The 16,207-nt window shown below is 50.1% G+C and carries 6 protein-coding genes; all 6 read right to left on the bottom strand.

Features of this window, described 5'->3' with window-relative positions; genetic code table 11:
• Positions 1-184 precede the first annotated feature (184 nt).
• Positions 185-6,295: a CBM96 family carbohydrate-binding protein gene (locus tag ACFSR7_RS12920; protein ID WP_378162095.1), complete on the bottom strand. Its 6,111-nt coding sequence runs from the start codon at positions 6,293-6,295 to the stop codon at positions 185-187.
• Positions 6,296-6,718: 423 nt separating this feature from the next.
• Positions 6,719-8,296 carry a limonene hydroxylase gene (locus ACFSR7_RS12915; RefSeq protein WP_378162093.1) on the bottom strand — a complete coding sequence of 526 codons (1,578 nt, stop codon included), beginning with the start codon at positions 8,294-8,296 and terminating at the stop codon, positions 6,719-6,721.
• 414 nt (positions 8,297-8,710) lie between these two features.
• Complete coding sequence (locus tag ACFSR7_RS12910) at positions 8,711-10,405, bottom strand: methyl-accepting chemotaxis protein (protein ID WP_378162091.1); 1,695 nt, start codon at positions 10,403-10,405, stop codon at positions 8,711-8,713.
• Between the two features lie 796 nt (positions 10,406-11,201).
• Positions 11,202-12,395: a TniQ family protein gene (locus ACFSR7_RS12905; protein WP_378162089.1), complete on the bottom strand. Its 1,194-nt coding sequence runs from the start codon at positions 12,393-12,395 to the stop codon at positions 11,202-11,204.
• Positions 12,385-13,515 carry an ATP-binding protein gene (locus tag ACFSR7_RS12900; RefSeq protein WP_378162087.1) on the bottom strand — a complete coding sequence of 377 codons (1,131 nt, stop codon included), beginning with the start codon at positions 13,513-13,515 and terminating at the stop codon, positions 12,385-12,387. The genes ACFSR7_RS12905 and ACFSR7_RS12900 overlap by 11 nt, the downstream gene beginning before the upstream one ends.
• The gene (locus ACFSR7_RS12895) at positions 13,515-16,187 is read right to left on the bottom strand and encodes a TnsA endonuclease N-terminal domain-containing protein (protein ID WP_378162085.1); all 2,673 of its coding nucleotides are present in this window, start codon (positions 16,185-16,187) and stop codon (positions 13,515-13,517) included. The genes ACFSR7_RS12900 and ACFSR7_RS12895 overlap by 1 nt, the downstream gene beginning before the upstream one ends.
• Positions 16,188-16,207: the final 20 nt, after the last annotated feature.

The raw sequence follows: 16,207 nt of genomic DNA, 5'->3' as shown, positions 1-16,207 counted from the left end.
GGATGATAAACACATGGAATAGACTCATTATGAGGCGAGTCCCCAAATTTGAACATGATCGATTCACAGAACTTGCACTACGTTTCTTATTTTTAGATCTAGTCAAAGAAGGTACCGCTCTCTCAATGGAATTGAGGAACGGTACCTTTTTTGTTCATTTGAAGAAAGAATGTCGGTTCGCCGCTTATTGAATCGTCAGTTGCAGGAGCATCCCCAGCATCTTCGCGGCTTCCTCGCGCGAAGCCATATCCTTCGGCGCGAAGCGGTTGCCCGATTTGCCGCCGATGATGCCGGCCTGCTGCATCGTCAGCGCAGCCTCCGCCGCGAAGGCGGCGATCTCGGCGCGGTCTGCGAATTCGCTCGCTGGCTGCGTTTGCGGCAGGCTCAGCTTCATAAGCGCTGCGTATCGGACGAGCATCGTCACCATCTGCTCGCGTGTGATGTTCGCTGTCGGAGCGAATTCGCTGCCGCTCACGCCATTGGTGATGCCGTTATCCGTCGCCCATTGTACGGACTGGGCATAGTAGCTGCCTGGCGCCACGTCGCGGAATGCGGATGCTTGCGTGCCGTCCAGCTTCGCGCCGGCCATCCGAGCGAGCATCAGCGTGAAGTCGGCGCGGGTGATTGGGGCCGTGGGAGAAAATTGGCCTGCCGCCGTGCCGGCGATGATGCCGCGTGCCGCCAGATACGTGATGAAATCTTGGGCAAAGCTTGACGCCGTATCGCGGAAGGTCGCCTTGTCGTAGCCTACCGCATATTGCGAGAAATGCGTCGCGTTAAATACCAACATACCGTTAGCGGCGTCGTACATGCTATTCGCAATTTTAACGAGCTCGCCGTCCGCGGTCACATAGTAGGCGACGACCGCGTTGACATCTTCGCCGGCAGCCGGTCGATAAGGGATGTTCACCTTCACCGTTCCGCCGTTAAAGGCGCTTATCTTGGTGCCTCCTGCGGTAATCGTCAAGTCGAAGATCGCCCGGCCGCCTACGGCCGATTCCAGCGCTTGCTTCGCTTGCGGCGTCCATCCTTGCGTGACGGATGCGGCGTCGACCTTCTGTATCGATACGTCAACCGTGCCGCTGCCCGCGCTGCTTTGAACGGCCTTCAGCGCGTTTTTGTCCAGCGACAGCCGCGCAAGCCCCGCGGAGATCGTAAGCGCATCCGCATCGCTATTCGCAATCTTGCTCCAGGCTTCCGCCGGAAGACGCACGATCGCCTGCTTCGCGGCCGCATCCACCGTCGTCTTGATTTCCAATACGGCAGCTTTGTCTTTGCTTGCTGCGGCCGTCAGCTTCGCTAAGGCATCCGTGATTTGTTGACTGGAGACGATTGCCGTAGCTTTACCTTGGGCGTCTGTCGCGCTTTTGACTTCGGTCGTCGTAATGACTTGGCCCGGCTTCTCCACGCTTGTCGATCCAGCGGGCGCAGTCGTGCCGGACGTGCCGTCATTGCCATTTTCGTTTCCATTACTGTTGCCATTTCCATTTTCGTTGCCATTGCCGTTTTCGTTGCCATTGCCATTGCCGTTGCCATTGCCTTCGTCTGCTTGACGGTTTACGGTGACCGTATAGGTTTTGTTTGGTTGCCCTTCCGCCGTTACAACAATCGTAATCGAATTGTCGCCCTCTTTCAGGTCGACCTGCGCCGTTGCCGTGCCTACGGCAGGGCTGGCGCCATTGATGCTGATCGTTGCAGTTGGATCGACGCTGCTGGCCGATACGCCGGTGGCGTAGACGCTGTTCGCTACGTTCACCGCGTAGCTGAGCTGTCCCGACCCGAAGGCCGGCGTCAAATCGCCCGCCGATACGGACAGTCCTTTCAGCTCGGAGCTGTGCTCCGTTTCGGGTTCATGATCGCCGGCCGGCGCCATCAATTGAAAGGAACGGAACAGCGTCGGATCCTTCCCGCCTCCGATCCCGGAGCCCCATTCGTAATAGCCGTCCCGGATGCCGTTATCGTTTTCGTTGACCAGCATCGAGAAGCTCATTGTGTTGCCTGCCGCGGGCACAATCGGCGTAAGCTCCCGCCACGGCATTTTCAGCCGATACTTCGTAATATGCTGCGCCTCGTCGCGGGTAACTTTAAGATCCATATCGCCGTTATCGTGCACGCCCAGCGTCGTGCCTGCAGGCCCGTTAAAGAAGTAAATTTGCGGCCCCTGGTTCGTCATCGAGATCCCGATTTCGTAATAGAAGGTCGCCATTCCCGGAATGCTGTCCTCTACGCCGAATTGGATGCTGTCGTTTTTCCAAATCTCCTGCCCGACGAACGGGTACTGGAACGTGTCATCCACAATATCCGCGTCCAAATAAAAATTCGTCTCGTCGTAGGACAGGTTGAAGCTTCCGCTCAAATCGTCCTTGCCCGTGTAGCTCTCCGCTGCAATCCGATTCGTGCCGGTCGTGATATCGATCGGAGCAGGCACCGCGCCGTCCTCTCTATAGACGACCCGGTTGAAATCGATCGAGCTGACGATATGGATCGGATCGTAGCTGTCTAAATACACGGTCACATCCAGCGGATAGGATTTACCTTCCTCAAGGCCCGGCAAGGCGATGGTTTCCACACCAACCTGGGTCGGCGCAATTTCCTTCGCCGGAATCGAGCCAGATGCACCGCCGATCGACCAATCGATCTTGGTCAGCTCGAGCGGCATATCCGCCGAGTTGTTGTCGATCAGGATCTGCACGGACGGAACCGAGCCCGGCGCTGCCGCCACGACCGGCTTCACCTCGATGTTATAAGGCTTCCGGAACGGAATATCCGCGGTGAGCAAGCCGATCTGTTTCTCCTCTGTGGACATGAGCTTCCCGCGGACGGATAGACTCCCCTCCCCGTCCATACCGGGTACGCGAATGTCAATCGTCTTCACGGCGCCCGCAGCCGCATCCAACGGATAGCTGTTTCCGCCGATTTCGAACGTTCCGGAAATAGGCGCGCTCTCCTTGTTGTCGATGGTCAGCTTCAGCTTGCCGTCTTCCCGCATCAGGGACGATTCGCCGCTCAGCTTAAAGGTGCCGTTCTCCTCGATGCCGTCGATCGCGCCGCGAATGTAGAACGGTTCTCCGTTCAGCGTCATATACACCTTGCCCTGAACCGGCGTATAGACCGTTTCATTGCCCATAAAGTCGACGACGTGAACCGGGGTCTGCGAGCGAATGATGACGGATTTCGGCGATGTCGCCCAGACGACACGCACGTCCTCGCCTTTTTGCTTGAACAAATAATGATAGTACGAGCCCGCCGCCGACAGGTTCTTATCGAATACAGCCTCCGACAACTGGCGGATCATGACGGCGTACGCCGTGTAAGACGGCTTTGGCGTGTAGGTACCCAGCTTATCGTTTTTATTGCGAACGAGTCCGAAGTTATCTTCGTTATACGTCGCATTCGTACCGTCATTCATCAGATCGTACCAATACACTTTCTCGATGCCGTTCGCGAGAGACAACACGAAGGCGCGTACGAGATTGTCGGCCGACTTCGTCTCGCTGACGCCCGAGAGCGTAGCATGGGTCGGCCAGCCGAATTCCGAGATCCAGAGCGGCTTCGTTTTCCCGCCGTTGTATTTGCGGACCAGCGCGTTGACATCGTCGATCGACTTCACGATCAGCTCGGGATCATTCGGATACACATAAGGATGGAACGAGACGACATCCATATAGTTCAGTCCGCCGAGCTTCATGACAGACTCCATCCAGGACAACGGCACGCCGGCCGTCGACATCCCCAGGACAGTCGTATCCGGATGAGAGGCCTTCACCGTTTCATAGGTCTTTTTGAGCAGCGGGAAATAATACTCCGGCTTGGAATCTGCCGGTCCCGTTCCGCGGTCTCCGAAGCCGATATTGAACTCGTTGTACACCTCGATTTGCTTCAAAAAGTGCGTATATCCCGGATCTGCGGGATTCATACCGTTATAAGCGTCCAGAACCGCTTTGGCATGATTCGCGAAGCCCTCGCGGCCTTCATCGGTATACGGCGTGCTGTTCTGGTCGTATAACGGGTTGTTATAGGCTACATCCCATAGCTGATCGATCTTGTCCCTGCGGAAAGCGTCCATGTACGCGGCTGCCACGGGCGAAGACGGTACAGTGTATACGCCCTTCTGCGGCTCGACCGAGTTCCATTCGGAGGCATCTCTGACATTTTTGATGCCGGCTCTGACGACCAGCTCCGTCAAGCTCGAATCCCAGCCTGTCGAAGTCCTCGCCAGATGGGCGTTCACGCCGAACGGAGAATCGCTGAGCTGGCTCATATCGTAAGGCGTTAATACCGTGAAGGCCGTTTTCAACACGATCGGCGTGCGGCCTTCCGCTTCAGCCGAAGCTGTCAGCGTGAAATAGCCGCGCAGCGTCGACGGGAATTGGATCAAGGCTTCGCCGTTCTGCGTCTCGGCGACGCCCAATGCCGCGGCATTCCCCCACACGTCGGAAGCGGTCCACGAGACGGACGTTCTGCCCGTCTGTACCTTCATGCTCAGCTCTTCGTTGCTCAGATAAACGTTGCCGAGATGGCTTTGCAGCAGCTTCGTTTCCAGCGTATTCACTGTTGCATACGGACCGTCGGTGCTCCAATCCGCACCTTTTCCGGCTTCCACCCTGATCGTATAAGACTTGCCGACGCCAAGACCGGATACCTTGTAGCTCGTCGTGCCGGCGCTTACCGTGTCGACAAGGATGCCGTTCGCATAAACGCGGTACGCATCGACTCCGGCCGCAGGCGTCCAGCTTACTTCGATCAGGTCTTCTTCGGCATGGGTCACCGTCAATTTCGAGGAAACGCCCCATTCCGGCGCCGACGGATTCGCCTTCGCCCTGGCGATGCGGAGATATGGCTTGTTGGTCGCATTTTCCTTGCTGTTGATGCCGACATTGAGTCCGGCCTCCACCTCTTGGCGAATGAGGAAGCTGGCAGCGTTGTGCGCCGCTTGCTGCGCCTTCACGTACGCAGTGACATCCAGCGCGTACCACTGAGGCGTGCGATTCACGGTGAAGGCTTGGAGATAGTCTCGTACGCCCGGCCTCGTGTTCCAGGTTACATCCGACTCGCTCCATTGCTCCGTATCGGTGCTGTACAGGTGGTTCGCGATGTCCGTGCCTGCGGAATCGGTTAGGGTCGCGTACACATACAAGACGGCCGAACCCATGTCTTCCATGGCCGAGCCGAGATCGAACTTCATCAGCGTTTCCCGGGTCAATTCCGCGTTGTTCTTCTTGACGATCATCGTCGGATCGCCGCCGAAATTGAGAGCCGCTTTGGCACCGGCGTTGACATAGGCGTCATCCGTCGGGGACAGGTTCTGCTCCGTTAGCGACAGAGAGACTTGCTTCTGCAGTCCATTCTGCGTCCAGTTCCATGCGTAATCGGCAGCTTCGACGCGGAAGCCGTAGTCCGTGCCTGTCAGCAGGCCGGCGGCCGTATACGTATGGACCGAAGCCGGAACGCTGGCCAGCAGCACGTCGTTGGCATAGATCCGGTAACCGGCTATGCCGGACGGGTCCTCCGCCTGAGGCCATTCCAGCTGCACGGTGCTCGTCCCTTGAAGGACGGCGCTTAACTGCGCGGCATTCGCCCAGGTCGGAGGCTCGACATCTCCGGCTGCGGCCGGCAAGTATGTAACCGTCAAGTAAGGCTTGTTCGCAGCCTCCGAGCTACTCAGCGAGATCAAGCAATTGGCCACGCTCTCATCGATCAATCCGATGCTCGCCGTCGAATCGACAAGCTGCTGCGCTGCCATATAGTCCGACACGTCGGTGGAGTACCATTTCGCCGCTTGCTTGTTCAGCAACGTCATCGGACTCGCGATTGCGGCATCCTTGGCAGGTTTCGTTTTCCAGGTGATTCCTGATCCCGACCATGTATCGTCGGCTACGCCGTATACGGCCAAGCTAACCGACTTGCCCGTCGCTTGCCCGGCATCGTTGACCGCACCGTACAGGTTCAGGCTCGCGCCGGTAATCAACCCGGGAACGGAACTTAAATCAAACTTGATATACGTTTCCCGCTTGTCGTTGTCAACGCTTGTGTTGATGTTCTTGACCTGAAGCTCATTGGGCGTCGTGGTCCCGAACTTCGTATCCGCATTGGTGCCGCCTCTGACGAAGGCATCGTCCGACGCATAGACTTGCATCGTGACCGCGGTCTGCAATTCTGCGCCAGCGGATGCGGACACCCGGCCTGGATAGGCGCCGAACCAACTTACGAACAGCAAAGCCACGCAGAGCAGAATGGCAATTCTTGCTCGTATCGCGCGATTCAGATGCAATTGCTTGATTGCCGATAAGGGCATCTTTATTACCTCCTCTTGTTTTAGCTGCTAGTCAACCCGCGGCAAACGCAAACTTAACGGCAAGCGCTTACATAAACGCAAGTTTAAAGATGGCCGCCTTCCTCCCCTTTGCCATGAGCCGCGCCAGCCTAGCTGTGCTGTACGGGATGATTGTATGGCAGGCCTCGGCGATCCGAGTAGAGACGCGTTATGCGCTAGGTGCCAATTCATCGAAAAAGCGAGGCGACATTTCCTATCGTAAGTGTCATTATCTGATCCGGAGCATGGAAAATGCAGTGTCGGCGCGACTTCCGAGTTAGAGCAGTCCCTTGAGGCAGCGAGCGATAAGCGACCGGGATCCAAAAAATAGAGATGCCTCTGCCATAACATTGGCTGAGGCACCCTGTTGGAAACGACGCTTATGCTCTACTTACTGAAGTAGATTCAGATCTCCTTGTCCTGCATTAATTTCAGGACGCTTTCTTTTACGTCCGGCACCGGTTCTGTCTCGGCCAATTCCCGGACCGCCGATACCAGCGTTTCCTCCCAATCGGCTAGCGGCCAAGCCTCCAGCGTACGGAGTGCCATGTTGCGGTTGCGGACGACCGGACTGTGCAGAGCCGCCGCGACCAATTTTCTGCCGACGCCCGGATAGCGGTCCAGCTCCTGCACCAAAAAATCCAATGCCTGGTGCGCCTCATAATTGGGGCCAAGCCCCATCTCATCGGCAGGGCCGGATGCAATATGGCTTAGAGGCAGCGACGTCTCCGCAAATGACACCAGCGTCCGCGCGCGCTGCTCGTCGGCCGCACGCATCAACTCATAGATCAGCATCCCGTCCAGCGGGGATTGCCGGAATTGTTCGAACAACGCCTCCCACGCATCGAGCCCAAGCGCTTTGGCCGCTCGGATGGCGAAGTGCCGCTGCCCGGTGTCTCCGGAGCAAAGCGCCGTCCACACCTTTTCCCTCCAGCCGTCTGCAGCGAGGATATTATCGGCGGCCTCCCGATATTGGCAGCGCCTGTCTTCCGTCCAGCCCTTAGACAGCCGTCTCTCCCACTGCTCGTCGTCCGTATTCAACCAATTCAAGAGGTCAATGATTACAGTCAACTGCGACACCTCGTTACACAGGGTCCGGGACAATCGTAAATATTGACCAATCGCGACGGCGGCCTGTTCATAGTCATCCATATCCTCCGCCGGTCCGCCGCGAGTTAGTGCCGAGAGGATGTCCCCTGCTCCTTTATACAGCGCTTCATCCACCTCATCTGCCGCCAGTGCAGCATGCAGTTCGCCTTTCTGTGCACAAGTGTAGGCCAGGTATTCGTACATAATACTGTTCCGGCATCCCTCTCGCAGCAGCCAGTCCTTCATCTCCTGCGTCTCAGGCTCCAGTCGCTCCACCAACTGAATTTTCCCCCAACCGTCCAATGACCGGGCCAGTTCGAATAACGCAGCATTCGGTGCGGCCAGGCTGTTTTGAATGGCCACCGCCGAATAGAGCGTAAACTCGTCGTGCTTCCCCAAGATCATGATCAGCTCACGATGGCTTTCCGATTCAAACTGGCCAAGCAGTGCCATGCCGAACTTGACCACATTCCTGTGCGCTCCTCTTTCAGTCAGCCACAGCGCTTCGTGGTACAGGTTTTGCGCGTTAATCCCTGAGTGGTTGCGCAACGCTTCCAACACAGGGTCGATGACGCCCGTCAGGTTCGTCTGCATGAGTTTCAAATAAGCTGCCCGTCTTGTCCTGGGACTCGGCTTCCTGCTCAAGCGAGCGAGAACCTGAACTATTTCCGTCACCTTCTCTTGCTCCCAGCCGGCACCCCCATGATGACCCATAGCGCCATCGAGTCCACCTGCTACCCAGCGCAACGGCTGGCCTTCCCAGTACGACTCATCGTCCGGCAGCGTGTTGTCCTGCAGCCGGCCATGCGCGTCGATCTTCGAACGGATCGTTTCGTAAACCGAAGCGCCTTCCTGCCAAGGATATAAAACGTCTTTTCTGAAAAATGATAACATCTAGCATCACCTGGTTCGCAAAATTTGAATTTCATTCTATGGATCTATCTTCGCTTATCCTTATCCATCCGAACATGGCGGAAGTATGACGACGACGGAAGTCCTTGAAGAAAAAGATCGCCTTGATCGTAGCGTGCTCTATGTTATTTGGAGGAGCCGTTAGCGCAGCCGGATTGTGGGGGACGTACAAGGGAACGACATCATCCAGCTAACCGTTGACCAAGTGCCTGTGCAAGTGAGCGACGTGCCGGCCGTAAACTACAACGGGATGCAAGCTTTTCTTTTATCATTACATCGTCAGAATAAACCGTTTTACTTCTCTCATGTAGGTTGAATCGATTATATTTCCATTCCATGGCCATAGCAATTAAACAAAAAGACACCTCATACGGTGTCTTTAAAGTACGATTCATTTCACACCTTAAACTTCGTAACAAGAGCCTCCAAGCTCCGCGAATCTTTGCTAAGCAAGTCCGTGAGCGAAGCAACCTCCTGAACTAGAGCGCTTTGCTTGACGGTCATATCGTTCACCGCTCTCACCCCTGTAAGCGATTCTTCGGATATACTCGCCATTTCGGACACGGATGCCGCGATTTCTTCAGAGCCTGCTGCCATTTGCTCGCTAACGGCAGATACCTCTTGCACCTTCCAGCCCACGTTCTGTGTGGATTTTAAAATGTTCTCGAAGGATTCCATCGCTTCATCCATCTTCTTCTGCCCCGCCAATACTTCACTCGTCACCTGCTGCATCGCATGCTCGGTCTCTTGGGAGTCTTTCCTGATGTCTTGCAGCAATCCGAATATTTGCGCTGCCGATGCAGATGAATGCTCTGCCAGCTTCCGTATTTCACCGGCTACGACAGCAAAACCTTTTCCATGCTCCCCTGCTCTTGCCGCTTCAATCGACGCATTGAGCGACAGCAAATTTGTTTGATTCGAAATTTCCGTGATCGCACCGACGATTTTCTCAATATGAGAAGAACGTTCTTTCAAGTTGGATACGATCTCTACCGTGGAGCTTACGGAATCGCTAATATGGGCCATCTGCTCGCTAACCTGCTGTATCAAGTGGACGCCGCTCGCCACCTCATCCTCCGTGTCCTTGGCAATATGAGCCAGATCCTCCGCGGATTCGGCGATTCGCTGCACGCCGGCAGCCATTTCATTAATGGCCGATGACGCATCGCGCGTGCTTTGCACGGATGCGGTCGCCCCTTGCTCAATTGATGCCCCCTGTTTCGTAATTTCCTCGGTCGCACTGGCATTTTCCTTCGTATTTTCGACCAGTTTACTTGACGAGTTCAATACGCTGCTTGAGGCTTGGCGGACATCTTTAATAATGGCTTGCAGCGTCTCGAACATCGCGTTTAAGGACTTGGAGATCTCTCCAATCTCATCCTTGCCCGAGTAAGTCAGTCGTCCGGTCAGATCTCCTCCGCTCTGCGCGATTTCGGCGATTTTTTCATTCACTAACTTAAGCGGCTTTAACTTCACATAGATCATGATAAATATCGCGAACAAAGCGCCGAACGTTATAATAAGCAAAACAATCGTAACCATAAGCATCTGGCTAGCTTTTTGCTTAGCGGCGTTCGCTTCGTTTTCCGCTCTCGCATTCATCTTTTGCAGAAATTGCTGCTGCGGCTCCATAATCGTCTTCTTGGCTGCATCGTAATTGTCGTTAAACATGAGTTCCCTGGCTTTATCGAAATTCTTGTCCTGCGCAGCTTTCATCGCAGCATCTTCTATTTCAACAAGCGCATCCGACTTTTGTTTGGATTCCGAAATCAGATCCAACTCTTCTTTGGGTGCGCCCAATGCAGTTAATTGCGCTACGACATGATCTCTTGTTTTGGTCTCGTTTACTTCCTTCCAGTAGTTGTCGTAGTGAACCTTATCGCCGAACTGAACGAACGCCCGGGCCTCGTTGGTCAGATAATCCGAGGAGCTGGCCAGGTCGATCCCTAATTGCTTGAATTCCGCTTGCATTTTTACGGTCTTGCGTTCTTGCGCCACGCTTTTATGGAGGCTGTAGACGCTAATTCCGTTCAGGACTGTCAAAAAGACAAATACGCCGCTCATCACTTTTAGCCAGGTAGAAATCTTCATTGTGATCCACTCCCAAATGATGAATAAGTCCCTACAAACTATATCGGTCGACTTTGTTCGACAAAAAATAGGCATATGTGCCTATAAGATAAGCAGCGATTGACTGAAGTGGATGAAGTGGGGGGAGAGGAGGGTCAGCATGGATCAGAGGCCGCTCGTCCGCTTCGCTCCCTGCGCGCGGTCGAACCCCAATGTCCTCTTCGAACTGGGGGGCAGCGACTGCCCCCCTCGGTCCCACAAAAAAACACCGACCTCGTGCGGTCGGTGTTCTTATGGTGGAGCCGAGGGGAGTATATGATTCCTGGTTGAAATGGCTTACGAAGCTGATTCGACGATGTAGAGCGCAGCGGTAGAATCAGATGCCGTGCTCGTCCGCTTCGCTCCCTGCGCGCGGTCGAACCCCAATGTTCTCTTCGAACTGGGGGGGCAGCGACTGCCCCCTCGGCCCACAAAAAAACACCGACCTCGTGCGGTCGGTGTTCTTATGGTGGAGCCGAGGGGAGTATATGATTCCTGGTTGAAATGGCTTACGAAGCTGATTCGACGATGTAGAGCGTAGCGGTAGAATCAGATGCCGTGCTCGTCCGCTTCGCTTCCTGCGCGCGGTCGAACCCCAATGTCCTCTTCGAACTGGGGGCAAGGACTGCCCCCTCGGCCCACAAAAAAACACCTGTGACTTCAGCCATAAGGTTGCAAAATAATCAACCATAATATTGCCGAGATTAGTGTTCTAAATCCCCGTCGAACTAAATTTTAAATATTATAATCAACCATAATGTTGCCGAAAGTTCAAAAATCAATCATCAGTTTGCCCCAAGTTCTTTTGTTGCTTCTTCTCTGATCTATACTGCAAGTATCTAGTCACAACCTTGTTACCCAGTTCAGCAGGCACTCGCTTTGAATCTATCCTGTAACAAGGCACCCTTTTAGCCAGTTGTGCCAGAGACTTTGGAGGGTACTCAGATAAAGATGCTTCCAATACCTCGATTATCTTTGATTTTATCATGATTCTCTTCTTTTTTTTAGTGAAGAGCGCATTTGCAGATAAGTTTAACCCTTTTGATTTCTTCCCAGTAACGAGTTTGAACATTGTCGTATTGAACAGTGTTGAAATCCATATCCAGCTTTCCAGAGAGGGTTTATTCGATCCACTTCTCCATGCTGCGAACATATGTGGCGGCCGTTTAACCTCTCTTGAAAACTCTGCAACGTTACCTGCAAACTGTTCATCTATAATTCTGTCTAATACAGTTGTTAATGATAGAATTACCGAGTTCTCAAGCTTATGCGAATGCTCTATCATTTCACCTAAGTTTGAAATAATACATTTTTGTCTTCTAATAAACCATTCGTCCAACGGTAATTTAATTGTATTGGTAAGAGGATCTTGTATAAGAGAGTGACTACAATGAGGACAAGCACCAATTTGGGGGGTTGCGGGTAGATACATGGATACTTTCCCACATGAATGACATTCTTCAACGAGAAGACAATTATGTATAGGACACATTTCGACCATCTGAAAATGCCAAATCAGTGGTTCATGTAATGGAGTTTTTAATTGATCCCATTCATAAAAACACAATGGGCACCAAGCCTTCTTTAACCGACTTTGTCCCTGTTCAATTAAGTGACTCCATGAAAGAAGAGTCATTCTACGTAGGTCTAATCCACTTATTATTTTACTTAATCCATCAACAGCAGTTTGAGCAATTGCACTTCTGCCATTGACAAATCTTCCATACAAAGAGACCCAAGTATTTCGAACTGCGACACTTGAGTCTTCTAGTTGATCATGGATCCCTTCCAGTATTAAATTATTTGTACTAATTTGATGATACGCCGACACACGGCTTATATAACTAGTTAGACTCTCAATAAAAGCCCCATGCCCCAAAGGCTCAAGTAAAGCGAATTTATTCCTTTTAGGCGGCGAGCCTAAGTTCAGCTCCTGACAGAGCCATTCAAACCTACTCTTATCATTGAACATTTTGAATGTCACCTACTGCATCCCGTTTTGGTTTGCGTTGCCCAACCTTCCTGCCTTTCTTCTTCGGTGGCTGTTTCTCCTCAGGCAGATTCATTTCAGCAATTCCTAATAATCGTGCCAATTCCTCCTGCTTCTCTAAACGTTCCTCTAATCTAAGCTCACCTTCACGAGCCTCTCTCGCCATATGAAGACACTGATCAACAGAATGTGCAAATGGTTTAAAATCATCAAGATCCATAGTTTTGGGATTGTCCATAATTTTGGCTTTATAAGAACGATATAACCAGTCTTTTAATATTCCTACGCAACCAATAGTTCTTTCATAAAAGTATTCATAAAAGTCAACTATTTGGGGTTCAATCTCCAAGGGTAGATTCTTTTGAAAGGTCCACAGTACATTAATAAATGACTTAAGTTCATCTGGTTGTTCTGCTCTATACCGGTGTAAGTGGATATCCGCTCCGCGGCGGCTTAATTGACCACTTAAATTACGAAAAGGTAATAACTCATAAGTGCCTACAAGCACATAAGGAACTCTTGATTGAGATGCTAGAGACTTAATGGTATCCATTTGATTTTTCAATTGTTTGCCGCTTGCCATTTTCGTGAAATGCTGTGCTTCATCGATCATAAATGCTCTCGGGCGTCTAAAGTGTAAAGCATTCTCCAATGACCTTCTCAAATGACGGTTTCTATCTTCTTTAACTACCTTAGTTGAATCTTGATACTTTTTCTCGTAGTCGACCTTCTTATCTATTAAGGGTTCGTCGAGTGATTCAAGAGAACGAATATAGAACTCCTTCCAATCAAACTGCCCGTTTTCGGGAGCTAAAGCTTCTATTCCGGCTACAGGTATTTTTCCCGGATCCTTCTCTAGGCTACTCCATTCATCCTCAATAATCTTTTTCATCGTGTTTAGATAAAGCGTGGTTTTTCCAACTCCGCTTGGACCATAAACGAGAATAATTGAAGTGTTTCCTGGATTGGAGACTAGATCAAATAGTTTTAAAAATGCTGTTTTTAATGCAGGATGTAAAACGGTAAACTTTCGAAAGTAATCTGCTTTTATTTCAGGTGAACTGTCCAACAAATGTACTGGGTAGCTTTTCCCTTCAGTCACTAAAACTCCTCCAGTACCTGTAGATTCTGAAAATCAACTTTTCTCTTTTCAGGTGGGGCCGATTTTATTACTGCTAATGTCCCTTTTTCATTTCTCCGTTTAGTTTCTCTCATCGTCTTCCCGCCGGGTATAACTTCGAACGAAGATCTTACTTCGCTGTCTCTCATACGTTGCTTTTCGAGAGCTTCATTTGATTCAATAGACTGCAAAAACTTTGCCAATTTACTTCCAGACAAGTCGAGGTTTTGCCCGTGCAATTTCCTCCGTCGTTTTAATTCCTCGCTAGCGATTTGTATCTCCTTTTCTGTCCGATTTTCAAATATAGAAAAGTGTTCCGAGTTCAATAACACCCATCGATTTTGAATATAGGCATAGAGAATCCCCATATTAAAAGGATCGTAACGCACAGGCGCCTGGGAACCTTCTACTTCTGGGTCTCTTAATGAATCTGACCAATAATAAATATGGTTAACCTTTATGCCACGCCCTGCCTCAACCTTGGCTGTTCCTTTTCTTGTAGAAGGCAATGTTAGCATGTAAAAAGTATCATCATTCGCCACAAGAGTTTGTTTACGATTACCGGTTCTAGCTAGTCCGTTTAAGAAGCATTCTCTTGGGCTTTCACCTAGAGACGAATGATCAAAGGTATCGTAGACTTCGTATGCCCATTCCTTCATTTTTTCGAGCAGGTCTGCAAGGTGCCAAACGGCATTTTGCTTCGGATTTACTTCCTTAGTTACCTTTCTAACTTCTTTCATGATCTGTGTGTTGCCAGACAAATTATGAATAAACATTTGATTCGTAGTTCCGAATAACCTTTCGCAAACTGATCCATATCGAGGCTTTGCCCCCGGACGTGTCTTTTTTGTAACACGATAGTAAGCAAGCAAAGATTCAAAGTAAATACTTGAAAATTCCTTGCCATTGTCAACTACAAGCGTTTGCGGCAATCTTCCGTGCCGTTTAACACATTCACGAAAAACCATCATGCATGAACGATAACTAGGGGGGTCAAACGATAAATAGAAAGCAACGATACGACGGGAAAACGCATCTATCATTAGTGTAAGCCATGGCCTGCCGAGTACTTTACCAGTCTTTGAATACACCAATTCAACATCTAGTTCAGTATGATCTATATGACATATCTCAAAGGGACGATCACCATGTCGAGGGGTATTCACATCTAATTCGTAGATAAATGTTTCTGAAGTATAGGCAGCTCTTCTACCCATACGTTTTTTTGTAGATTCATGTAGCGGCCGTTTTTTCACATACAATGTAAATGTATAGTAGCTAGGAGGAATAATACCTTTCTGATTACAAACCTCACACAGGGTTCGGTACACCGACTTCATTTTCTGTTGCTTATTTCTTTCATACTGTGTCTTAATATATTCCTCCATAAGCTTGATACTCTGATCAGGCAACTTTTTGGTTCTATTACCCTTCTCATGGTTCAACGTGAGCAATCCAATAAATCCGTTCCCATATAGTTGTTCTGCTTCTTTGTATTTTTTAATCCAATAACCTAGAGTTCGTTTAGGGATATTAAATACTTTCTCACCAGAGAAATAAGCCTGAACAATTTTGAATTTCTCATTCGCTCGTTTTAAATCCTCACTACTCGCTTTTTGAATTACTTCAGTTCCTCTCGAATCTACTTCATCTACCGCTTTAGTTCCTTGAATATTGCCGTTCTTTAGCTCATTAATGAAGGCTTCCTTAGGGAGCTTAATCATCTGATCACCAAAAGAATCAGAAGAGATTAATGAAACAACGGTTGCTCCGTCGTTAACGAAAATCCACTCCCTCCCGTCCCAATATAAGCGATCGCCAGGAGAAGGAACGTGAACAGCAGTACTTATCTTTTTTTGGACAGAAAACATTGCAGCAAAGGCCTCTGACGATTCGCGGCTTAAATACACCTTCGTTCTATCCACTTCGGCTAGTATATCTTTATATAAGTCTACGTACACTTTTCCGGTAGCAATTAAATAGTATAATGAATCCGAATCAATATTGTCTTGTTGAATAAGCTCTTCGATTGTTATATTCGGTCTGTCTGCTACTATCTCAATTATTTCATTAAAAGCATGCATATCATAAGAATATGAGTGAGCGAGATAATCCTCAAGAAAGCGCATATTTCGCACAAAAATCCTGGGTATATCTATGTCTGTACAGACTCGAAACGATAAACCAAATTGATGTGCATAACTCTCAGCTGGAGGGCAGCACCAAGAACCGTTTTCATTTTTTTGATAGCGATTAGGCCATTTCTGCGACAGAATCGATAATTCCTGCTCCGTCTTCCATTCTTCCCATCCGATCCACTCTTCTTCAATAACAAAAAAATCTGGTGTATATAAGTGGCCGCTTACTTTTTCGTTATTTTTGTATTTAATCGGAAATGATGGTGGTTGGTCATAATACTCGATGACAGAAGAATTGTGCTCTTTAAGCATAATAGCTGCAAGCTCTAGAGTATGGCTTTCAAATTGAATGGTTACTTTCATCTTTTTACTCGGATAAGTTCCCGATACGTTTTGAACTCCACTTTGAACTTTGCGTGAAGGTTCCGAGCTTCTTATATGACTAACAATTGCTTTGGCATTTTCGCTGAGTTCGCGAAATAATTTATATTGCATTAGCTTTGGATCTATAGTCATTTTAGTCCCTCCAAGTTAGG

It is taken from the genome of Cohnella sp. GCM10020058 (assembly GCF_042683485.1).
Lineage (GTDB): Bacteria > Bacillota > Bacilli > Paenibacillales > Paenibacillaceae > Cohnella.
The sequence above is the reverse complement of the archived record's forward strand: the minus strand, read 5'-3'. Positions and strand labels throughout refer to the sequence as shown.

What these genes read in the sequence shown, in the direction of transcription:
- ACFSR7_RS12920 (WP_378162095.1), bottom strand. Translation starts at nt 6,295, where the DNA reads ATGCCCTTATCGGCAATCAAGCAATTGCATCTGAATCGCGCGATACGA.
- ACFSR7_RS12915 (WP_378162093.1), bottom strand. Translation starts at nt 8,296, where the DNA reads ATGTTATCATTTTTCAGAAAAGACGTTTTATATCCTTGGCAGGAAGGC.
- ACFSR7_RS12910 (WP_378162091.1), bottom strand. Translation starts at nt 10,405, where the DNA reads ATGAAGATTTCTACCTGGCTAAAAGTGATGAGCGGCGTATTTGTCTTT.
- ACFSR7_RS12905 (WP_378162089.1), bottom strand. Translation starts at nt 12,395, where the DNA reads ATGTTCAATGATAAGAGTAGGTTTGAATGGCTCTGTCAGGAGCTGAAC.
- ACFSR7_RS12895 (WP_378162085.1), bottom strand. Translation starts at nt 16,187, where the DNA reads ATGACTATAGATCCAAAGCTAATGCAATATAAATTATTTCGCGAACTC.